Here is a 21,772-nt window from a genome sequence, read left to right on the forward strand (position 1 = left end):
GGCGCTGCCCCCGCAACTGTCAGCGGCGAGTACTTGTCCAGACTATCAGTCACTGAGGCCGCCAGGCCTTGGGAAGACGGGACAAGAGCGATGACCCGCGAGCCAGGAGACCTGCCGCGACAGCAGAATCGTCCTCGGGCGGGGTGTCCCGGTGGATCGCTTGGTCATGTCTGCGGGCGCTCGTCGCTGCGACATTCTCCGTTGCGACTCCGCCTGGCCTTTGCCCCCTACAGATTGGGGTTTGAAAGCCGATGTCCCTCGCGACCGATACCATCCGCCCTGAGACGTTCAGCCCGATCGCGTCGCAAGGCAGCGATGCGCGATCGACCGCGGAACCGGGCTACCAGGTGATCCGCCGCAACGGCAGCGTCACCCCGTTCGACGCCTCCAAGATCAGCGTCGCTCTGACCAAGGCCTTTCTGGCGGTCGAGGGCAGCAGCGCYGCTGCCTCGCGCCGAATCCACGACATCGTCGCGGAGTTGACCCAGCAGATCGTCGCCGGGCTGACGCGGCGCGCCGATGCCGGCCGTACCTTCCATATCGAGGATGTGCAGGATCAGGTCGAACTCGCGCTGATGCGCAGCGAACACCACAAGGTCGCCCGCGCCTATGTGCTCTACCGCGAGGAACGAGCCCAGGAACGGGCCCGCGCCAAGGCGGAAGCGAAGCCTGTGGTCGCCTCCGCGCCGGTGCTGCGCATGAAGGCAGCCGACGGCGCGCTCGTGCCGCTCGATGGGGCTCGCCTCGCCACGGTCATTCGCGAAGCCTGCGCCGGGCTCGACGGCGTCTCGGCTGAAGCCGTGCTGAGCGAAGCGCAGCGCAACCTCTATGACGGCATCAGTCAGGATGAGCTGGCGCAGGCGCCGATCCTGGCTGCGCGCACCCTGGTCGAGACCGAACCGAACTATTCCAAGGTCTCGGCTCGCCTCCTGCTCGACAAGCTCCGCCGCGAGGCGCTGAGCTTCGTCTCCGGTCGTCCGGAACAGGCGACTCATGCAGAAATGTCAGTACGTTACGGCGACTATCTCCACGCCTATGTGAAGACCGGCATCGCCAACGAGCTGCTCGATCCCGAGCTTGGACGCTTCGATCTCGCCCGCCTTGCGGCTGCGCTCAAGCCGGAGCGCGACCTCCAGTTCGATTATCTCGGCTTCCAGACGCTCTATGACCGCTATTTACTGCATGTCCGAGGCAATCGCTTCGAGCTGCCGCAGGCCTTCTTCATGCGTGTCGCGATGTGTTTGGCGATCCGCGAGATCGACCGCGAGGCCCGGGCGATCGCCTTCTACGACCTGCTCTCCTCCTTCGACTTCATGGCCTCGACGCCGACCCTGTTCAACGCAGGAACCCTCAGGCCGCAGCTCTCCTCCTGCTTCCTGACCACGGTGCCGGACGATCTCGACGGCATCTTCAAAGCGGTGAAGGACAACGCCCTGCTGGCCAAATATTCCGGCGGGCTGGGCAATGACTGGACGCCTGTGCGTGGCCTTGGCGCTCATATCAAGGGCACCAATGGCGAGAGCCAGGGCATCGTGCCGTTCCTCAAGGTCGCCAACGACACCGCGATCGCCGTCAACCAGGGTGGCAAGCGCAAGGGCGCGGTCTGCGCCTATCTCGAAACCTGGCATGTCGACATCGAGGAGTTCCTCGATCTGCGCAAGAACACCGGCGACGACCGCCGCCRTACCCATGATATGAACACGGCGAACTGGATACCCGACCTGTTCATGCAGCGCGTCGCCGCCGGAGGCCAGTGGACGCTGTTCTCGCCCGACGAGACGCCCGACCTTCACGATCTCTACGGCAAGCCGTTCAAGGCGGCCTATGAGGCCTATGAAGCCAAGGCCGAGCGCGGCGAGATCAAGGTGTTCAAGCGCCTCAACGCGCTCGATCTCTGGCGCAAGATGCTGACCATGCTGTTCGAAACCGGCCATCCCTGGATGACCTTCAAGGATGCCTGCAACCTGCGCTCGCCGCAGCAGCATGCCGGCGTGGTGCATTCCTCGAACCTGTGCACCGAGATCACGCTGAACACCTCGGCCGACGAGGTCGCCGTCTGCAATCTGGGCTCGATCAACCTCGCGGCCCATGTGACGGCGGGCGGGCTCGACCGGGCCAGGCTCGGCAAGACGGTCGCGACCGCGATGCGGATGCTCGACAACGTCATCGACATCAATTTCTACACGATCCCCGAGGCACGCCGCTCGAACCTGCGCCACCGCCCGGTCGGCCTCGGCATCATGGGCTTCCAGGATGCGCTGCAGACCTTGCGCCTGCCCGCGGCGTCCGAGGGTGCCGTAGCCTTCGCCGACACCTCGATGGAGGCGATCAGCTGGTTTGCGATCTCGGCCTCGGTCGATCTTGCCGCCGAGCGCGGTCGCTACCCGAGCTTCGAAGGCTCGCTCTGGTCGAAGGGCATCCTGCCGATCGACTCGCTCGACATCCTCTCGGAGGCCCGCGACGGCGATGTCGAACTCGATCGTTCGACGACGCTGGACTGGGACAGCCTGCGCGAGCGGGTGAAGACCACCGGCATGCGCAACTCGAACTGCATGGCGATCGCCCCTACCGCAACGATCTCCAACATCGTCGGTGTCTCGCAGTCGATCGAGCCGTCCTATAGCCAGCTCTACGTCAAGGCGAACATGTCGGGCGACTTCACGGTCGTGAATGCCGACCTCGTCCGCGATCTCAAGGCGCGCGATCTCTGGGACGAGGTCATGGTCTCGGACCTGAAATACTACGACGGAAAGGTCAGTCAGATCGACCGCGTCCCCGACGATCTCAAGGCGCTCTACGCAACCTCCTTCGAGATCGAGACAAGCTGGCTGATCCGCGCCGCCGCACGCCGTCAGAAATGGATCGACCAGGGCCAGTCGCTCAATCTCTACATGGCGCAGCCTTCCGGCAGGAAGCTCGACGAGGCCTATCGCCTCGCCTGGCGGCTCGGCCTGAAGACGACCTATTACCTGCGCGCGCTCTCGGCGACCCATGTCGAGAAGTCGACGCTGAAGGGCACTGACGGCAAGCTCAACGCGGTGTCGGCAACGGTCCCCGTCGCGTCCAAGCCGATCCTCGTCGACATCCCGCTCGACAATGGCATGGCCGTGCCGAACGCCTGCTCGATCGACGATCCGACCTGCGAAGCCTGCCAGTGAGGCGGCGGCGGCATCCACGCTCGCCTTCGCGGCGCGCATGGATGCCCGGCCCTGCCCGATAGCGAACGATACGGACGGCCGGGTCAGACCCGGCCATGACATTCAGACCCGATTGGATATTCATCATGCTCGACTGGTCAGACAGCAAGCCTGCCACCGCCCTCGATCTCAATCCGGCCGCGCCCGGCGGAACCTCTGCMGATGCCACCGGCCTCGGCGAGATCGATCGCTCCGGCGGCCGCGTCAGCGTCGACGAGAAGCGGATGATCAACTGCCGCGCCGATGTGAACCAGCTCCTGCCGCTCAAGTACAAATGGGCCTGGGAGAAATACCTCGCCGGCTGCAACAATCACTGGATGCCGACAGAGGTCTCGATGCAGGCCGATATCGCTCTGTGGAAGTCGAAGGACGGGCTGACCGAGGACGAGCGCCGCACGATCAAGCGCAATCTCGGCTTCTTCGCGGCCTCGGAAAGCCTCGTCGCCAACAACATCGTGCTCGCGATCTACCGTCATCTCACCAATCCGGAATGCCGGCAGTACCTGCTGCGCCAGGCTTTCGAGGAGGCGGTGCACACCCACACCTTCCAGTACATCGTCGAGAGTCTCGGCCTCGACGAGGGCGAACTCTTCAACATGTATCGCGAGGTGCCTTCGATCACCGACAAAGCGGCCTGGGCCCTGAAGCACACCCAGCATCTCGACGATCCCGATTTCGAGACCGGCACGCCCGAGGCCGATCAGGCCTTCCTGCGCGACCTCGTCGCCTTCTACGTGATCTTCGAGGGCATGTGGTTCTATACCGGCTTCGCCCAGATCCTGTCGCTCGGCCGACGCAACAAGATGGTCGGCATCGCCGAGCAGTACCAGTACATCCTGCGCGACGAGAGCATTCACCTGAATTTTGGCATCGACGTGATCAACCAGATCAAGATCGAAAACCCGCATCTCTGGACCAAGGCCTTCCAGGACGAGCTGCGCGGCATGATCCGCGACGCTGCCGAACTCGAGGCCGCCTATGGCCGGGACACCATGCCGCGCGGCTTCCTCGGCCTGAATGCTGCGCTCTGCGAGCAGTACATGCATTTCATCGCCAACCGCCGTTGCGCGCAGCTCGGCCTCGCGCCGGTCTTCGCGGAAACGGAAAACCCGTTCCCCTGGATGAGCGAGGCGATGGACCTGAAGAAGGAGAAGAACTTCTTCGAGACCCGCGTCATCGAATACCAGAACGGCGGCGCTCTGAGCTGGGAGTGAGCTGAGAAGGATGGAGCCGTCTCGCTGCAGGGCTCCATCAGCAGGCGGTGTGGTCGGTGCCTGCGGCTTGACGCCGCCTTGGGCCCCTCTATGGTCGGCCGCGATCAAGGTTCCTCGGGTCCAGGCCCGAAGCTAAGAGGGAATTCGGTGAGGCGCCCTGCGCCGAATCCGAGGCTGCCCCCGCAACTGTAAGCGGCGAGCTCTTCTCCCAACGTCCACTGGCGCTCTCACGCCGGGAAGGCCGGGCGAAGCCAGCGCTGACCCGCGAGCCAGGAGACCTGCCCTGATCGCAGAAGCGTCTTTCGGGCGGGGTGTCCGGGGGGATTTGCGTCGGCGGCAGGTCGTAGACCCGCACCCCCGAACCGATCCGCTCAAGCTCCCGGCTCGTCATCTCGGGGAGCGATGAATTCCATGTCCATGATGCCGAACCACGCGGTCGCAGCCGCGGCAGAGCGCTTGACGCAGACTCGTCGAGCAGTCTATCAAAATTGTAATATTGTTGCATTACAGGATCGGCCGTGCGAGGCCCTCGAGCCTCGCGACGCATGCCGTCGCTCGACGCTATCGGAGACTTCAATGCGCAGCGCCGCACGCCTTTCTTGCCTTTCGTTCGTCGCAGCCATCGGCATGTCGATGTCCGGAGCGGCCTTGGCCGCGCCGACGCAGTATCCGCTGACGCTKGAGAATTGCCGGGAGACGATAACGTTCAACCAGGCGCCAAAGCGCGTCGTGGCGGTCGGACAGACGCAGACCGAGATCCTCTACGCGCTCGGGCTCGGCGACAAGGTCGTGGGCACAGCCGTGTGGTTCAGCCCTGTCGCGAAGCCCTATGAGGCGGTCAACGCCAAGGTGAAGCGGCTTGCCGACAACGATCCGAGTTTCGAGGCCGTCGTCGCCCAGGAACCCGACCTCGTGACTGCGATGTTCGAATGGCATATCGGCCCCAACGGCATCGTCGGCAAGCGCGACCAGTTTGCGAAGCTGAAGGTGCCGACCTATGTCTCGCCCACCGACTGCGTCGGAAAGGACAATTCCGGGCCGGGCGACGGCGTCCGCACGCAGATGTTCACGATGGATCTCGTCTACCGCAATATTCGCGAGTTCGGGCAGATCTTCGACGTCTCCGATCGCGCCGAGGCGCTGGTCGCCGAATTGAAGGCCCGCGAGGACAAGGCGGTCGCTTCTGTGGCCGGTATCAAGCCGCAGGATGTCCCCGTCGTGGTCTGGTTCTCCAGCAAGGACATCAAGGGCGACGCCTTCCTGGCCGGCAAGAATGGCGTGCCTGCCTATATCCTGTCGAAGCTCGGCGCCCGGAACGTCATCACCACCAACGAGGAATGGCCGCTGGTCGGTTGGGAGACCGTCGCTTCCGCCAACCCTGCCGTCATCGTCGTGGTCAAGATGGATCGCCGGCGTTTCCCAGCAGATGACATCAATCTCAAGCTCGACTTCCTCAAGACCGACGCGGTTGCGAGCAAGCTCGACGCCAGTCGGCAGCAGCGGATCGTGATCATGGATGTCGGCGCGACCAGGGCCGGGCTTGATACGATCGACGGCATCGAGGCGCTGGCCAACGGCATCAAGAGCTTCGGCCTCACCAAGTGAGCCATGGAGTGGTTCGGCCCAACTGGTTGGCGAGGGGCGCAGTAGCGATCCTCGCCTTCGTCCTGCTGATACTCGCGATCGCGCTCGCCGTGACGATCGGCGAAATGTCGATCCCGCTTGCCACGGTCTTCAGGGCCCTGGGCAACGGGTTGTTCGATCTCGACTACCCCGTGAGCGCGATCCAGCAGGGCGTCATCTTCGACTACCGGTTGAGCCGGGCTGTGGTGGCGGCCCTCTGCGGAGGAGCGCTCGCGCTTTCGGGGGCAATCCTGCAGGCGCTGCTGCGCAATCCGCTCGCAGAGCCCTATATCCTCGGTATCTCGGCCGGAGCCTCGACGGGTGCGGTCGCGGTGATGATCCTGGGCTTCGGCGGTGCTGCGCTCAGCATATCTGGCGGTGCCTTCCTCGGCGCCATTGCTGCGCTCGTCATCGTTGCCTTGCTCGCCGCAGGGGCCGGTGGCGCGACCGACCGCGTGATCCTCGCAGGCGTCGCCGGATCGCAGCTGTTCAATGCGGCGACCGCGACGATCGTCACCACGCTGGCCAGTGCCGAACAGGCCCGCGGCGTGATGTTCTGGCTTCTCGGTAATTTCGGGGGGGTGCGCTGGCCCGATGTCTGGCTCGCTACGCCAGTGGCCTTCGCGGGCTTCGCTGTCTGCATCTTTCATACGAAGGCGCTCGATGCGTTCGCCTTCGGCGCGGATGCCGCGGCCGCGTTGGGCGTGGCGGTGACCCGCGTGCGCATCGTGCTGTTCGTGACGACGGCCGTCATGACAGCGACCATGGTCAGTATCGTCGGCACGATCGGGTTCGTCGGTCTCGTCATACCCCACGCCGCGCGCTTCCTGACGGGCCCAGCCCATGCCCGGCTGCTCCCGGCATGCCTGATCATCGGTGCAATCTTCATGATTCTTGCCGACATCCTGTCGCGGACGCTGGTGCCGCAGCAGATTCTGCCGATCGGCGTCGTGACGGCGCTGTTCGGCGCCCCGGCCTTCGCCTTCATACTCTATCGCGCGAGGCGACCGGCATGACGCTGGCCGCGCGCGACGTCCGTTGGAGCGCCGGAGGGCGCGTGATCGTGGACGGCGTGACGCTGCACGCCGAACCGGGAAAGATCCTCGGTCTCATCGGCCCCAACGGTTCGGGAAAGTCGAGCCTGTTGAGGCTGCTGTGCCGCCTGCGCAAGGTCGCAAGCGGCGTGGTGACGCTGGACGACCGCGAGATCGGCACCTTGTCGCGGCACGACCTCGCCCGGCGCCTGGCCTTTGTCGAGCAGCAGGCGACGACTGAAATCCAGCTCTCTGTGTGCGACGTCGTCAGACTCGGACGGACCCCGCATCGCGGCGCACTCGCGTCCTGGACAGCGGCCGACGAAGACGCGGTCGAGGCCGCGCTGGCACGCGTCGATATGGCCGATCGACATGACCAGTTCTGGCATACGCTATCGGGCGGAGAGCGCCAGCGCGTCCACATCGCGCGCGCACTCGCGCAAATGCCGAGTGAACTTATCCTCGACGAGCCGACCAACCATCTCGATATCCAGCACCAGCTCTCGATCCTGACCCTGATCAGGCGCCTGGGTATCACCTGCATCATGGCCTTGCATGATCTCAACCTGGCATCGCTTTTCTGCGACGAGATCGCCGTGCTGCATGAGGGCAAGCTGGTCGATGCCGGGACGCCGGAAACCGTGATGACCGAAGCGCTGATCCAGCATGTCTTCGGTGTCGCGGTCTCCATCCGCCGCGCCGCATCGGGCCGAAGGCATATCGAGTATCTGATCGAACCCTTTTGAGGCGGGAAAGTCATGACGATGCAGCGAAGCGTTGGGGCCGGCGTCACCGACTACTGGAACGCCCGTGCCCCCAAATTTGATGGTGCTGCCTCCCATGTCGCCCAGAGCGAGCTCTGGCGGGCCGTGCTTGAGGCCGCCTTCCAGGCGGATGGCCCCAAGGACGTTGTCGATCTCGGGACCGGGACGGGCGCTTGCGCCCTCCTCGCCGCGTCGCTGGGGCATCGCGTCCGCGCCTGCGACGGGTCTGCGAACATGCTGGCGGTCGCCCGTGCGGCGGCTCGGCAAGCCGGCCTCGGCATTGCGTTTCAGGACGCCACGATCGAAGCGGCCGAGATTACCGATGCGTCGGCCGATATCGTCACGCTCCGCAATGTCCTCTGGACGCTCGAGCGCCCCATTGAAGGGTTGCTGCAGGCCCACCGCATTCTGCGGCCGGGCGGTCTCGTGCTCGTGTCCGACGGGTTGTGGTCGGTGGCTCCTGAATATCGTTCCACCTATCCAGAGGAGCTTGCCGCACGCCTACCCCTGCATGATGGCTTGACGGAAGCCGCAGCACAGGACCTGCTCGCGCAAGCTGGGTTCTCCGGGGTCAGATGCTGGCAGCACCTGTTCCCCGCTTCTCCCTACCCGGGAAATGTCCCCGTATTCGTCCTGACTGCCCGCTCACTCGCTGGCTAGCCGCGCAGGCTTCAGCTCATCAATCGAGCGGGCCTCAAGCCGCGCAGGCTATTGCCCAGGAACCAGTGCCCGGCCCGAGCGAGATCTCCCGGGCGCAGTTGCCGCTCAACGGCCCGTCCGCTCTCGATCAGGGTCTGGCGCAGCACGCCCGGCAAKACACCATCGGACAGGGGCGGTGTGAGCAGGATTCCGTCCCGCTCGACGAAGATGTTGCTGCGCGTTGCTTCGGTAACAAAGCCTGCGCGGTTCTGGAAGACGGCTTCATCGGCCCCGCAATCGACGGCTGCCGCAAATGCGGTCTCGTAGATACGACGGCGCGTTGTTTTGTACCGCAGGAATGGGTCGCCTGCATCGGCCCTTGCGGCGGCGAGGACGACCTCGAGAGGCCGGTCCGGCTCGGCAGCGAGCACTGGTGCGGCGATACCGAGCACGCCGTTGCGACGGAGTTCGAGGCGGATACGGCGCAGCCCTTGCGGCGCAAAGGTCTCGACCAGCGCAGCAAGACGCGTTTCCGCCTCGTCGCGGTCGAAGCGGAAGCCGAGCGCCCTTGCCGAACGGTCGAGGCGGTCGAGATGCAGGGGCAGCCGTGCAAAACCGGTTTCTTGCGACCAGCCCAGCGTTTCGATCAGTCCGTATTCCTCGGCCAGGTCGGTCAGGACACGGGCCTTGAGCAGGCATTCGGAATACTCGTCCGCAGCACGCGAATCCGTGACGATGCCGCCGCCAACGCCATAGCGGCCGGCACCGCCCGGAAAGATCGTTGCCGTGCGGATTGCGACATTGAAGCGAAGATCGCCATCGGGCGAGATTTGCCCGATCGAACCGGTATAGAGATCGCGCGCGCCGTCCTCGAGTTCGCGGATGATCTCCATCGCACGCAGCTTCGGCGCACCGGTGATCGAGCCGCAGGGGAAGACAGCCCGCAGCAGGTCTTCGAGCGAGAGGCCGGGACGCAACCTGGATGTCACCGTCGACRTCAGCGTGTGAAATGTCGGATAGGTCTCGACCTGGAAGAGGCTTGGCACTTCGACCGACCCCATGGCGCTGATCCGTCCGAGATCGTTGCGCAGCAGGTCGACGATCATCAGGTTCTCGGCGCGTTGCTTGGGGTCGGCCTGCAACTCTTCCATAGCGGCGTGCTCCGCTGCCGGTCCGTCGCGTCGCGGTGCTGTTCCCTTCATCGGGCGCGTCGTCGCACGCCCCGATTCGACCTCAAGAAAGAGCTCCGGCGAAACCGACAGGATGCTCGCATCGTCGATGGTAACGATACCGCCATGCGCCACGGGCTGGCTCGACCGCAAGGCGGCATAGAGCGCGAGGGGATCGCCGTCGTAGCGAAAGGCGATCGGAAAGGTCAGGTTGATCTGGTAGGCGTCGCCGGCGTGAAGATAGTCCAGGACACGCTGGATCTTGGCCGCGTGCGCTGGTGCATCGAGMTGCGGACGAACAGTGCCGAGCGGCGGCGGRGGTCCCAGTGCTCCAAAGGCTTGGTCCAGCTGCGCGGCAGGGAGCTGCAGCGGCGCCCGAAACAGCCCGAACCACAGCAGGGGAAGCGCCCTCGCCTGCGGCATCGACGCGACGAGGCGTGGCTCGAAGGCGTATCCCAGCTCGTAGCTCAGGAAGCCGGCGGCATGCAGCCCCCGGGACAGGCCGTCTTCGATTCTACCGAGCGCAGACGAGATCTCCTCGGTATGGTCGCATCGAACGACCTCGACCGGCTCACAGTAGAGCTGGGCCGACGCGGCTGCCGCGAGCCGGTCCTCCAGCAGTACGAACGGGCGCCGCGTCGTGAGCATGGTGTCGATGGTAGGCGGCATCGGCGGCGTGGTTTCTGATTGGAGTATAGAGGCTGCGCTCGAAGCGGCTTCGTGGATCGTGGCGATGCCTCGCTCCGATGGCAGCCTGGAATTGTAGGCCCGATCGCGCCCCGCCGTGAGCCCGACGAGAGCCGAGCCGAATGCTCGGCGAGCGATGGCCAGGGAGCTCCGCTGCCAGCTCAGCTCCGCAGGCCGGGAGCCTCCTGGCCCGTGCTCGCGACGTATTCCGTATAGCCGCCACCATAGGTGTGAACGCCCTCGGGGGTCAGTTCGAGAACGCGGTTGGACAGTGCGGCGAGGAAATGGCGGTCGTGCGAGACGAACAGCATGGTCCCCTCGTATTGCGCCAAGGCCGTGATGAGCATCTCCTTCGTCGCGATATCCAGGTGGTTGGTGGGCTCGTCCAGCACCAGGAAGTTCGGCGGATCGTAGAGCATCTTCGCCATCACCAGCCGGGCCTTCTCGCCACCGGACAACACCCTGCACCGCTTCTCGACATCGTCGCCGGAAAAGCCGAAACAGCCGGCCAGTGCTCGCAGCGAGCCCTGCCCCGCCTGGGGAAACGAGTCTTCGAGCGACTGGAACACGGTGGCGTCACCGTTCAGCACCTCCATGGCGTGCTGGGCGAAGTAACCCAGCTTGATGGTGCCGCCCAGCGCGACCGTGCCGTCGTCCGGCTCGGTGGCCCCTGTCACCAGCTTCAACAGCGTCGATTTGCCGGCGCCGTTGATGCCCATCACGCACCAGCGCTCCTTGCGGCGCACCTGGAAATCGAGCCCGTCATAGATGCTGCGGCTGCCGTAGCGCTTGTGCACGTTCTTCAGGGTGACCACGTCCTCGCCGGAGCGCGGTGCGGGCAGGAATTCGAACTGGACTGTCTGGCGGCGCTTGGGGGGCTCGACCCTGTCGATCTTCTCCAGTTTCTTCACGCGGCTTTGCACCTGCGCGGCATGCGAGGCGCGTGCCTTGAAGCGCTCGATGAAGTTGATCTCCTTGGCGAGCATCGCCTGCTGGCGCTCGAACTGGGCCTGCTGCTGCTTCTCGCTGAGCGCGCGCTGCTGCTGGTAGAACTCGTAATCGCCCGAATAGGTCGTCAGCGCCCCGCCATCGATCTCGACGATCTTGTCGACGATCCGGTTCATGAACTCGCGGTCATGCGAAGTCATGAGCAGTGCGCCATCATAGCCCTTCAGGAAGGCCTCGAGCCAGATCAGGCTCTCGAGGTCGAGATGGTTGCTCGGCTCGTCGAGCAGCATGGCGTCAGGGCGCATGAGCAGGATCCTGGCCAGCGCGACGCGCATCTTCCAGCCTCCGGAGAGAGCACCGACATCGCCGTCCATCATCTCCTGGCTGAATCCGAGGCCGGCGAGCACCTCGCGCGCCCGCCCATCCATGGCGTAGCCGTCGAGCTCCTCGAACCGCCCCTGGACCTCGCCATAGCGCGTGATGATCTCGTCCATCTCGTCCGCGCGGGCGGGATCGGCCATGGCGGTCTCGAGCTCCTTCAGCTCGGTCGCAACGGCGCTGACCGGGCCCGCCCCGTCCATGACCTCGGAGACGGCGCTGCGGCCGGACATGTCGCCGACGTCCTGGCTGAAATAGCCGATGGTCACGCCGCGATCGACGGCCACGAGACCCTCGTCGGGCGCCTCCTGCCCCGTGATCATGCGGAAGAGCGTTGTCTTGCCGGCGCCGTTGGGGCCGACAAGGCCGACCTTCTCGCCCTTCTGGAGCGCTGCGGATGCCTCGATGAAGACAATCTGCTTGCCGTTCTGCTTGCCGATGTTCTCGAGACGAATCATGCTTCTACGGGACCAAATTTCAGGGAGGTCCCGCGCCTTTAAGCCATGGGCCGCGCCCACGGAAGGGTTTGCCTGCAATTCATTCAGCTCTTGCCGAGGATCTTCAGCGTGCCGCCAGCCAGACCTTGGCGGCGGCCGCATCGGCCTCCGATAGCTCATGTCCCGCTGCGATCACTTGCGCCTCGACCTGGGCGCCGGCTTGCCTCAGCCGCGCTTCCAGCTCCGCTGCATGCACACCAAAGGGATCGGAAGCCCCGGCCAGGATCAGGATATCCGCCTCCGCAAGATCGGTCTCCTGCGGCAGTTCGAGCACATTCATCGCGCGCAGCAGGATGGCCCGGCGGATCAGGCCGGGATGGATCTGCATMATCGCGGCAAGGAAGTTCGCGCCGTTGGAATAGCCGAGATAAGTCGTGCGTGCCGGATCCAGCCCGTAACCCTTTGTCGCACTCTCGACGAAGGCCGCGAAGGCGGCGGCCTCGGCACGAATATCGGCCTGGTCGAATTCGGTCGGCGACGATCGGCGAAACCAGCGTGCTGTGTCCTCCTCAGTGCTGCGTCCACGCACGCCGAGCAAGGTCGCTTCCGGCGCGATCCGGTGCGCCAGCGGCATCAGATCCGCCTCGTTGCCGCCGGTGCCATGGAGCAGCACGAGAGTGCTGCCGTCCGTCGTTGCGGGCACATGGAAACGGTGCACGAAGGGCAGATCGCGATAGGTCATGCGCGGTTCTCCCGGCAGGGAGAATTGCGGCAGCACGACACGGATCTCGGAAGCCCGGCTGCCATCGGATGGAGGAACCATCAGGCTGGTTCCAAGCCTGTCCTCGGGCTCGTCGACCGTAAATCCCGGGCCGTCGCTCGCCAGTTCTATCAGGGTGCCGCCGGGTTCGCGGACATAGAGAGAGGTGAAGTATTTTCTGTCGTGAAGCGTGGTGACCGAGGAATTGAGGCGTGCCAGAGAACTTTCGATGGCCTTCACTGCGGCCTCGTCCCTCGCCCGGAAGGCGACATGGTCCGCGATGCCCGTGCCTGGAGCTCCGGGCCAGAACCCGCCGGCATCGCGGATATCGAGGACATCGCCACTATCGGACACCATGCGCTGAACAGCGGTCGTGGCCGCGGCTGGCCGGTAGCCGAAGCGTGCGACGAAGGCGGCCGTTTCCTCCCGCGTTTCAGACAGGATGGTTGCGCCGCGAACCCGGCGGATCGCATCCTCGGGTGCGATCCCGGGCGCCTGCCATGGCGCCKCGGCCGCCATATCCGTACCCACGAGCTTCACGATCACCCCGTCGGGGTCGCGCAAACGCAAGACGGGCTCGCCGAATTCCTGCTTCGGTCCCTCAGTGGGCACACGCTGCGTCAGTGCCCGCGTCAGCCAGAAGCCGATGCTCGCCGGTGGCACGGCCAGCGCGATCTCGCTCACCTGCCCATGTCCGACCCGACCTGGCGAGCCGTCCTGCCAGACGAGAAAGGTGACCAGCGAGCCAGGCGAACCCAGGCGGTCGCCGTAGAACAGGTGGAGTTGCTCCGCATCCTCGTAGCCGCCGGTCTGCTTGACGAGGCGCAGGCCGAGGAAGCCGACATAGAAATCGACATTGGCCTGCGCATCGCGGGTGATCAGCGTGAGGTGGTGGATGCCTCCGGTCATGTCGTCTCCTCAGACAGGTCCCGCCTCGGCCATAAGATAAGCTCAGGCTTGCAAGCGCGCGCTTTACGGAGCCGCGCGGCGATAGGCGAAGTAGCGCCCTTCCGGGATACCATCGGGGAGCGAAACGGCAACCAGTGCAGGATGCTCGAGATCGGAGCCGCTGATGATGAGTGCATCGTCCTGCGCGAGTGCGGCAACATGCTCCGGCAACCAGGCCAGATGGATACGGTCGCGTTCCGACACACCTGTTGTGGCGTCGACATGGATCAGCGCGGCATTGCGGCCATGCCGCTCCACGAAGTCCGGTAGCGTCTTTGCCATGTCGCCGAGCACCAGCGCGCTCTCCGGAGGCATCGAACGCGGATTGGCCGTGGCCTCACGGTCGAAGGCATAGATCTCCCGCTTCGGCAGGATTTCGCGCAGATGATCGTATGTGCGGCCATTGCCGAGGCCAAGCTCGAGCACGAGCCCATTGCGGTTGGTGACGGACTCTGCCGCCCAGTCGAGGATGCGGCGCTGGGCTTCGAGGCGGCGGATAAAACTGTCGAGGCGGCTCATGAAAAGCGTCTGTCTCCGGCATCGGCGCAATCGCAATTGCGGGCTTCGCATCGGCCAAATGGCTTGCTTGTCATTTGCTGCGGCCGATGCCCTAATCCATTTAGATGCATACAGAATGCCGCAATGGCATCGCGTCAATGGCCATCAAGAGCCTGGTTTCGTTTCAGGGAGGACGAGCATTCATGATCAAGTCTAGCTGGCTCATCGCGCTTGCGGTATCCGGGGGTTTCGGCGTGGCGGCCACTGCTCCGGCGCAGGCCCAGGCCTGGCCGCAGAAACCCATCACCTTCATCGTGCCATTCCCGGCCGGCGGCGGCACCGATGCCTTTGCCAGGCCGATCGCCGCCCAGCTCGAGCAGCAGCTCGGGCAGCKCATCATCATCGACAATCGTGGTGGCGCCGGCGGCACCGTGGGCGCTTCGGCAGCGGCGCGGATGGCTCCGGATGGCTACACCTTCTTCGTTGGGGCCGCGCATCATGCGATTGCGCCTGCGCTCTATCCGAAGCTCKACTACAATATCCAGACCGATTTTGTTCCGGTTGGGGTCATCGCCCAGCCGCCCCAGGTCGTYGTCGTCCATCCGGGCAAGGTCCAGGCCAAGACGCTGGCCGAGCTGATCGACTACGCCAGGAAAAATCCGGACAAACTCAACTACGCATCAGCCGGAAACGGCACGACGCACCATCTTGCAGGTGAACTCTTCAAGCTCGTCACCAAGACCAACCTGACCCATGTTCCCTACCGCGGCGCCGGACCCGCGATGCAGGATCTGGTCGCTGGCCAGGTCGATGTGATGTTCGATGGGCTTGGCTCCTCGGCCGCACAGGTGCAAAGCGGTGCGCTGCGTGCCCTGGCGGTCGCCGCCCCGGCGCGCTCGGATGCCATTCCGGACGTGCCGACCGCCAAGCAGGCCGGCCTTGACGGCTACGAGGTCGCGACCTGGTACGCCATCTGGGCGCCGAAGAACACGCCGGACGACATCGTGACGCGCATGCGCGGCGAGATCGAGAAGGCGCTGAAGGCTCCGATGATCACCGAAGCCTGGAAGAAGAACGGCTCCACGATTCCTGCGATCTACGGAGCCGATTTCGGCAAGTTCGTCACAGCGGAAGTGGCTCGCTGGGGCAAGGTGGTCGAAGACGCCAAGATCAAGCTCGACTGAAGCGCCCTTCCCGGAAATGGCGTTCAGCCTTCGTCGCCCGCGCCGTCGATCACGGCGCGGGCGATTGTCATCGTAAAGCCAGCCCGGGCGAGCGCCGCGAGATCCTTCTGGCGGTTCTCGGCACGGTCCCTGCGGCTCCAGGGCCCAAGCCGCTTGCGTCGGGCGGCGATCCGCGCCGCAGCCAGTTCCTCATCCTCGGTGGCGCGGCTCACCTCCGCGACCAGCTCGCGTCCGACGCCCTTGGCCGCAAGTCGCGCGGCAACGGCGCGGGCGGACTGCCCCTTTCGGCGCAATGTTGCCGCCCGTCCTTCCGCAAAGCGCTTGTCATCGACCAGCCCTGCCGCAACGCAGCGCGCCACCRTTTCATCGATAAGTGCGGCGAAGGATCGGGGTTCGTCGCCATGGTGACGGCAACTCATCATCACCTTGCGTTGAAGGACGCGCTGCAACTGCCCGGCAGGGGCCGAGTAGCGCTCAAGATAATGCATCGCCGCTCGCTGCAGATAATCGGCGCTGATCCGCCGTGGCGGTTTGCGCGGACCGGCGCTGTGCGGGGCGCCGGCCCCATTGGCACTGCTCATTCTAGTCCAGACCAGGTTTCGATCGTGCCGACTTGATTGATGAGCGCCGGTCCTTGCTTTGCAGGCGGCGCTCCTTCGATGCCTTTGTCGGCTTGGTCGGCCGGCGTGTTTCGGGGCGGACCGCGGCCTCGCGGATCATGTCCAGCAGGCGCTCCAACGCCTCCTCGCGATTGCGCTTCTGGCTCCTCTGCGCCTGGGCGACGATGACGATGACGCCGTCCTGCGTCAGCCTGCTGCCCGCGATCTTCATCAGCCGGATCGCCACATCATTCGGCAGGGACGGAGATCGGCGCGCATCGAACTTCAACTGGACTGCACTCGATACCTTGTTGACGTGCTGTCCTCCTGGCCCGGAGGAGCGCACGAAACTCTCCTCGAGCTCGCTCTCGTCGAGGGTAATGGACGGGGTGACTTGAATCATGGGAGGACGGTAGCTCAACCTCCGGAGAATTGCAGCGTTGAAGCCCTCTCGCGATATTGCCCGGCTGATCCAAATCATGGTGGCGCTAAGGACGCCCGGCACCGGCTGCCCCTGGGATCTGGAGCAGGACTTTGCTTCGATCGCCCCTTATACGGTCGAGGAGGCCTATGAGGTCGCCGACGCGATCGCGCGCGGCGACAAGATCGATCTCAAGGACGAACTCGGGGATCTGCTGCTGCAGGTGGTCTTCCATTCGCGCATGGCCGAGGAAGAGGGCTCCTTCTCCTTTCCCGATGTGGTCGAGGCGATCACCAGCAAGCTGATCCGCCGCCACCCGCATGTCTTCGGCGATGTGCGAGACCTCTCGCCGGCCGAGGTCAAGGCGCTCTGGCACCGAATCAAGGCGCAGGAGAAGGCCGCCAAGGCCGCAGCCCACCGCGCTTCCGGGCTGCCCGAGGCCAGCGAGGACAGGGGTGTTCTCGCCGGCGTTCCCCATACATTGCCCGCTCTCACCCGCGCCTGGAAGCTCCAGGCCAAGGCCTCGACCGTCGGATTCGACTGGAACGATGCCAGGCTCGTTCTGGACAAGATCCGCGAGGAAACGGCGGAGATCGAGGAGGCCCTTGCCGGCGGCAGCAAGGAGGCCATCCGGGAGGAGATCGGAGACCTGCTCTTCGTCGTTGCCAATCTGGCGCGTCATGTCGATKCCGACCCCGAAGGGTGCCTCAACGCGGCCAACATCAAGTTCGAACGCCGGTTCCGGGGGATCGAAGACGCCCTTGCCGCCGAGGGCCGGGATGCGAAGGATGCGACGCTCGACGAGCTGGAAGCGCTCTGGCAGGCGGTAAAGCGGATGGAAAAGGCGAAGGCCGGCGCTGGCTAGAGCGTCGGCCCGAAAGGTGGATTGCGGTTTTCGGCAAGGCCGATGCAAATACGGAAGGTCAGATCACCAGACCCGATGTGATATCCGGTCCGGTGGTCTAACCTTGGCGTTCTGCCTGGGGAAAACGCGCCCCAAACGCCCCTTCCCGCTCTGGCGGGAGCCGCACGGTCAAGGCGAGAGCGCCGTCCTCCGCATCCTCGCGGCTGAGGACCTCGCCATTGCTGTGCAGCCAGGCAAGCGACTTGCCGTCGCCGGGCTCGAGCGTGAGCCGGTAGACCGGCCGGCTGCGCGCGATGCGGGTTTCGATCGCGTCGGTCAGGCGGTCAACGCCTTCGCCCGTCAAAGCTGAAACCAGGACGGGGCGTGACGCAACCGGCCTGAGCTCTGCCAGCGCAAGCTGCCGGTCGTGCTCGTCTCCRACAAGCAGGTCGGCCTTGTTCCAGACCTCGACGACCCGCTGTCCATCATCGGGATCGATGCCGAGGTCCCTCAGGATGGCCTGCACATCGGCAGCCTGGGCCTGCGTATCGTCATGAGCGAGGTCGCGCACATGCAGCAGCACATCGGCTTCGATCGCATCCTCAAGCGTGGCCCGGAAGGCCGCGATGAGCTGGGTCGGCAGGTCCGAGATGAAGCCGACGGTGTCAGAGAGCATGATGCGGGCACCATGCGGCAGCTTGATTGCGCGCGCGGTCGGGTCGAGCGTCGCAAACAGCATGTCCTGGGCCAGGACGTCGGCCGAGGTCAGTCGATTGAACAGCGTCGACTTTCCAGCGTTGGTGTAGCCAACCAGCGCAACAACCGGGTAAGGCACGCGTTTCCGGCTGGCACGATGCAGTGAGCGAGTACGTTTCACTGTATCGAGATCGCGCTCGATCTTGGTCATCCGCTCCTGGATGACGCGCCGGTCGGCCTCGATCTGCGTCTCGCCGGGACCACCAAGGAAGCCGAAGCCGCCACGCTGGCGTTCCAGGTGGGTCCAGGACCGCACCAGGCGGCTCTTCTGGTAATTGAGGTGGGCGAGTTCGACCTGCAGCGCGCCCTCCTTGGTGCGGGCGCGCCGTCCGAAGATCTCAAGGATCAGGCCGGTTCGGTCGATGACCTTGCAGCCCCAGGCCTTTTCAAGATTGCGCTGTTGCACCGGCGACAGCGCGCAATCCATCACGACGAGGCCGATCTCCTCGTTGGTGATGCGCTCGGCGATCTCTTCGACCTTGCCCTTGCCCAGATAAGTCGCCGGTCTCAGCGCCGTCAGCAGCGCAGAGATGGGCTCCACCACGAAAAGATCGATCGCAGCCGCAAGTCCCACCGCCTCGTCCAGCCGCGCGGCGAAGGAGCGTTGATTTGCATCCGCCGCCGCGCCGCGGCGCTGCAGGTAAGGGCCGATGACGAAGGCACGGGTATTGGCCGCGATGTCGCGCTCGATCTCGTCGAGTGGCTTCACCCCGGCCGGTACGTCGTCCGTGCCCGAGCGCCCTGCCACGGCCTCAGGCCTTGTCCGTTTCCTCAGGCTCGAAGAGCTGAACCGGATGGCCGGGCATAATCGTCGAGATGGCATGCTTGTAGACGAGCTGCGAATGTCCGTCGCGACGGAGCAGCACGCAGAAATTGTCGAACCAGGTGACGACGCCCTGCAGCTTCACGCCGTTGACGAGGAAAATCGTCAGCGGAATTTTCTGCTTGCGGACGTGGTTGAGGAAGGTGTCCTGAAGGTTTTGAGCCCGCTCTGCGGCCATGTTCAGCCCCTGTTGTTGGGATCGCGCTTCGGGTTGCGTTGGCGATCCAATTCGTTCCGTTCAGCGTCCGGCCGAGCGCCGGGGCATTTCGGAACACCGATAGGTCATTAGACCGCGTGCATATGCTGCAATGCAAGTGGTTCGACAGGCGTGCGCAGCAGAAAGTCCTGCGTTCGACGCAGGCGCACATGCAGATCGCGCCTGCCTCTCCGTCAGCCGACCCCGAGCGACTTCAGCTTGCGGTGCAGGGCTGAGCGCTCCATGCCGATAAATTCGGCCGTGCGTGAGATATTTCCGGAGAAGCGAGCGATCTGTGCGATCAGATACTCGCGCTCGAAAATCTCGCGCGCATCGCGCAGTGGCAGGCTCATCAAGCGTTCGCCGCCAGACCCCGACGGCGTCGTCGGCACCATGGCGCCCACCTCGGCGGGCAGCATCTCGATGGTGATGTCGGCGCTCGGATCCCCCTTGGTCAGAATCATCAGCCGTTCGACATTGTTGCGCAGTTCGCGGACGTTACCAGGCCATTCATGCGACTGCAGAACCGCCATCGCGTCGCCGCCGATTCTGCGCTTCGGCAGGCCGGTCGCGACCGAGATCTGGTCCATGAAGAACTCGATCAGTTCTGGCACGTCCTCGCGCCGCTCGGAGAGTGACGGCACGCGCACCGGCACCACGCTCAGCCGATGATAGAGATCCTCGCGGAAGCGCCCGTCGGCGATCAACTGGGCGAGATCGCGGCTGGTCGATGAAATGATGCGGACGTCGACATGGACGCGCGTCGCGCCGCCGACGCGCTGAAAATTCTGATCGACGAGAACGCGCAGGATACGGTTCTGCGTCTCTCGCGGCATGTCGCCGATTTCGTCGATATAGAGCGAACCGCCATGAGCTTCCTCGAGCGCCCCGACCCGGCGGGAGCGGCCCTCCCCGCCCTCGACGCCAAAGAGCTCCTCCTCCATCGTTTCCGGCGTGATCGTCGCTGCGTTGATGACGATGAAGGGGCCGGTCGACCGGCTGGAGGCCTCGTGCAGGGTCCGGGCGGCCAGCTCCTTGCCGCATCCGGGCTCGCCGGTGATCAACACGCGCGCATTGGTGGGCGCGACGCGGTCGATGGTCTGGCGCAACTGGTTGACGACGGTCGACTTGCCGACGATCCGGCTTGCCTGCACCGAGCGCGTCTTCAGTTCGCGCACTTCGCGCCGCAGTCGCGACGCTTCGAGCGCGCGCTCGGCGACCAGGATCAGCCGGTCGGCCTTGAACGGCTTCTCGATGAAGTCATAGGCACCGCTCTTGATGGCGGACACCGCGGTTTCGATGTTGCCGTGACCGGAGATCATCACCACCGCAAGGTCCGGATGACTCTCCTTGATCAGGTCGAGCACCTGCAAGCCGTCGAGCCGGCTGCCCTGCAGCCAGATGTCGAGAAAGACCAGGTTCGGCCGGCGGGCCGCGATCGCCGCCAGAGCCTCGTCCGCCGATCCCGCCTTGCGCGTGCGGTAGCCCTCGTCCTCGAGCAGGCCGGAAACCAGTTCCCGGATGTCGACTTCGTCGTCTACGACCAGAATGTCAGCGCTCATTCCTGAGTTCCGTTCTGCTTGTTCATGGCGATATCGGCGGGCTTGCCACCGGCTTCGGCATCATCGGGTTGCTGCTCCGGCCCGGCTTCGGGGAACCAGAGCCTGACGCGCGCGCCGCGTCCGCCTTCATGGACGTCCGGTCGGTCGAGCAGTTCGATGCCCCCGCCATGGTCCTCGAGGATCTTGCCGACGATCGCGAGACCGAGCCCGGTGCCGCCCTCGCGTGTCGTCATATAGGGTTCTAGCAGCTTCTGGCGCTGATCGATGGGCAGGCCTTTGCCGTTATCGATGACGTCGACGATGATCAAGCCATCGTCGCGACGCTGGAAAGAGACATCGATCCTGCCGGGGCCGCGTTGGTCCATCGGCAAGGCTTCGATCGCTTCGGTGGCGTTCTTGATGACATTCGTGAGCGCCTGGGACATCAGCCGGCGGTCGAACTGCGCCAGAACAGGCTCCGCCGGCAGATCCTCCGACAGCGTCAGCTCCGGATTGCCGACACGCATCAGGAAGACGATCTGGCGCACCGTCTCGACGATGTCCTCACGCTCCAACGAGGGCTTCGGCATGCGCGCAAAGGAGGAGAACTCGTCGACCATGCGCCGGATATCCTCGACCTGGCGCACGATCGTCGCCGTGCATTGCTCGAAGATCTCCTTGTCGTCGACGATCACGCGCCCGAACTTGCGCCGGATGCGCTCGGCCGAGAGCTGGATTGGTGTCAGCGGATTCTTGATTTCATGGGCAATGCGCCGTGCGACGTCGGCCCAAGCCGCCGTGCGCTGCGCCGAGACCAGATCGGTTATGTCATCCAGCGTCACGACAAGACCTGCGCCAGCTCCCTCGCCTTCACGCACGGCGCGGACATTGACCATGCGGTCATGGCCGGCACGCGTGATCGCAATCTGACCGGAGCTTTGTCTCTGCCGATTATGCAGCGCTTCGGCAACGAATCCTGCGATTTCGGGGGCGACCTGACCGATCGGCTCGCCCAGCAAGCGGCCGCCAGCGCCAAGCAGTATCTCCGCCGAGCGGTTCATGATGGTGATGTGGCCGTCGGCATCGAGGCCGAGCACGCCGGAGGATACACC

General features: G+C 64.8%; 18 protein-coding genes and 2 riboswitches. Of the genes, 8 read left to right on the plus strand and 10 right to left on the minus strand.

Annotated features, from left to right (window positions below):
- Positions 1-133, plus strand: a riboswitch (cobalamin riboswitch). This riboswitch is flagged as partial in the annotation.
- Positions 134-251: 118 nt separating this feature from the next.
- From AC1DJT_RS17655 to AC1DJT_RS17680, 6 genes are all read left to right on the plus strand, one after another.
- Complete coding sequence (locus tag AC1DJT_RS17655) at positions 252-3,158, plus strand: ribonucleoside-diphosphate reductase subunit alpha (protein WP_476834544.1); 2,907 nt, start codon at positions 252-254, stop codon at positions 3,156-3,158.
- 125 nt (positions 3,159-3,283) lie between these two features.
- Entirely contained in the window at positions 3,284-4,411 is a 1,128-nt protein-coding gene (locus AC1DJT_RS17660; protein ID WP_441491619.1) for a ribonucleotide-diphosphate reductase subunit beta, read from the plus strand.
- A 90-nt stretch (positions 4,412-4,501) separates the two neighbouring features.
- Positions 4,502-4,711: riboswitch (cobalamin riboswitch) on the plus strand.
- A 276-nt stretch (positions 4,712-4,987) separates the two neighbouring features.
- Positions 4,988-6,016: an ABC transporter substrate-binding protein gene (locus AC1DJT_RS17665; RefSeq protein WP_441491741.1), complete on the plus strand. Its 1,029-nt coding sequence runs from the start codon at positions 4,988-4,990 to the stop codon at positions 6,014-6,016.
- Between the two features lie 8 nt (positions 6,017-6,024).
- Positions 6,025-7,050 carry a FecCD family ABC transporter permease gene (locus AC1DJT_RS17670; protein WP_441507812.1) on the plus strand — a complete coding sequence of 342 codons (1,026 nt, stop codon included), beginning with the start codon at positions 6,025-6,027 and terminating at the stop codon, positions 7,048-7,050.
- Positions 7,047-7,814, plus strand: a complete 768-nt coding sequence (locus AC1DJT_RS17675; RefSeq protein WP_441491620.1) for an ABC transporter ATP-binding protein — start codon at positions 7,047-7,049, stop codon at positions 7,812-7,814. Before AC1DJT_RS17670 ends, AC1DJT_RS17675 begins: the two co-directional genes overlap by 4 nt.
- 12 nt (positions 7,815-7,826) lie before the next feature.
- Positions 7,827-8,492: a class I SAM-dependent methyltransferase gene (locus AC1DJT_RS17680; protein WP_441507813.1), complete on the plus strand. Its 666-nt coding sequence runs from the start codon at positions 7,827-7,829 to the stop codon at positions 8,490-8,492.
- Positions 8,493-8,503: 11 nt separating this feature from the next.
- Here AC1DJT_RS17680 and AC1DJT_RS17685 read toward each other — a convergent pair whose 3' ends face one another.
- From AC1DJT_RS17685 to AC1DJT_RS17700, 4 genes are all read right to left on the minus strand, one after another.
- The gene (locus tag AC1DJT_RS17685; protein WP_476834545.1) at positions 8,504-10,309 is read right to left on the minus strand and encodes an aminodeoxychorismate synthase component I; all 1,806 of its coding nucleotides are present in this window, start codon (positions 10,307-10,309) and stop codon (positions 8,504-8,506) included.
- Between the two features lie 179 nt (positions 10,310-10,488).
- Complete coding sequence (locus AC1DJT_RS17690; protein ID WP_441507815.1) at positions 10,489-12,111, minus strand: ABC-F family ATP-binding cassette domain-containing protein; 1,623 nt, start codon at positions 12,109-12,111, stop codon at positions 10,489-10,491.
- A gap of 103 nt (positions 12,112-12,214) precedes the next feature.
- Positions 12,215-13,759, minus strand: a complete 1,545-nt coding sequence (locus AC1DJT_RS17695; protein WP_476834546.1) for a VOC family protein — start codon at positions 13,757-13,759, stop codon at positions 12,215-12,217.
- Positions 13,760-13,822: 63 nt separating this feature from the next.
- Positions 13,823-14,317 carry a class I SAM-dependent methyltransferase gene (locus AC1DJT_RS17700; protein ID WP_441507817.1) on the minus strand — a complete coding sequence of 165 codons (495 nt, stop codon included), beginning with the start codon at positions 14,315-14,317 and terminating at the stop codon, positions 13,823-13,825.
- 182 nt (positions 14,318-14,499) lie between these two features.
- Between AC1DJT_RS17700 and AC1DJT_RS17705 the strand changes: the two genes are divergently transcribed.
- Entirely contained in the window at positions 14,500-15,480 is a 981-nt protein-coding gene (locus AC1DJT_RS17705; protein WP_476834547.1) for a Bug family tripartite tricarboxylate transporter substrate binding protein, read from the plus strand.
- Positions 15,481-15,503: 23 nt separating this feature from the next.
- Here the strand turns inward: AC1DJT_RS17705 and AC1DJT_RS17710 are convergent, their stop codons facing one another.
- Together AC1DJT_RS17710 and arfB are read right to left on the minus strand one after the other, a co-directional pair.
- Complete coding sequence (locus AC1DJT_RS17710; protein ID WP_476834548.1) at positions 15,504-15,968, minus strand: regulatory protein RecX; 465 nt, start codon at positions 15,966-15,968, stop codon at positions 15,504-15,506.
- Between the two features lie 94 nt (positions 15,969-16,062).
- On the minus strand, positions 16,063-16,482 hold the full coding sequence (arfB, locus tag AC1DJT_RS17715; protein ID WP_043234302.1) for an alternative ribosome rescue aminoacyl-tRNA hydrolase ArfB: 420 nt from the start codon (positions 16,480-16,482) through the stop codon (positions 16,063-16,065).
- Between the two features lie 37 nt (positions 16,483-16,519).
- Between arfB and mazG the strand changes: the two genes are divergently transcribed.
- Positions 16,520-17,365, plus strand: a complete 846-nt coding sequence (gene mazG, locus AC1DJT_RS17720) for a nucleoside triphosphate pyrophosphohydrolase (protein WP_476834549.1) — start codon at positions 16,520-16,522, stop codon at positions 17,363-17,365.
- Between the two features lie 97 nt (positions 17,366-17,462).
- On the opposite strand, the gene hflX is transcribed toward mazG, so the two are convergent.
- The 4 genes from hflX to AC1DJT_RS17740 form a co-directional block, all read right to left on the minus strand.
- Positions 17,463-18,848, minus strand: a complete 1,386-nt coding sequence (gene hflX, locus AC1DJT_RS17725; RefSeq protein WP_476832411.1) for a GTPase HflX — start codon at positions 18,846-18,848, stop codon at positions 17,463-17,465.
- 4 nt (positions 18,849-18,852) lie between these two features.
- The gene (gene hfq / locus AC1DJT_RS17730; protein WP_069880868.1) at positions 18,853-19,101 is read right to left on the minus strand and encodes an RNA chaperone Hfq; all 249 of its coding nucleotides are present in this window, start codon (positions 19,099-19,101) and stop codon (positions 18,853-18,855) included.
- 212 nt (positions 19,102-19,313) lie between these two features.
- Positions 19,314-20,681, minus strand: a complete 1,368-nt coding sequence (gene ntrX / locus AC1DJT_RS17735) for a nitrogen assimilation response regulator NtrX (RefSeq protein WP_441491628.1) — start codon at positions 20,679-20,681, stop codon at positions 19,314-19,316.
- Positions 20,678-21,772: sensor histidine kinase (locus tag AC1DJT_RS17740; protein WP_476834550.1), on the minus strand; the 1,095-nt coding region annotated here is incomplete at its 5' end. The genes ntrX and AC1DJT_RS17740, both read right to left, overlap by 4 nt.

The sequence above is a fragment of the Allobosea sp. 05T422_2 genome, from assembly GCF_056396265.1.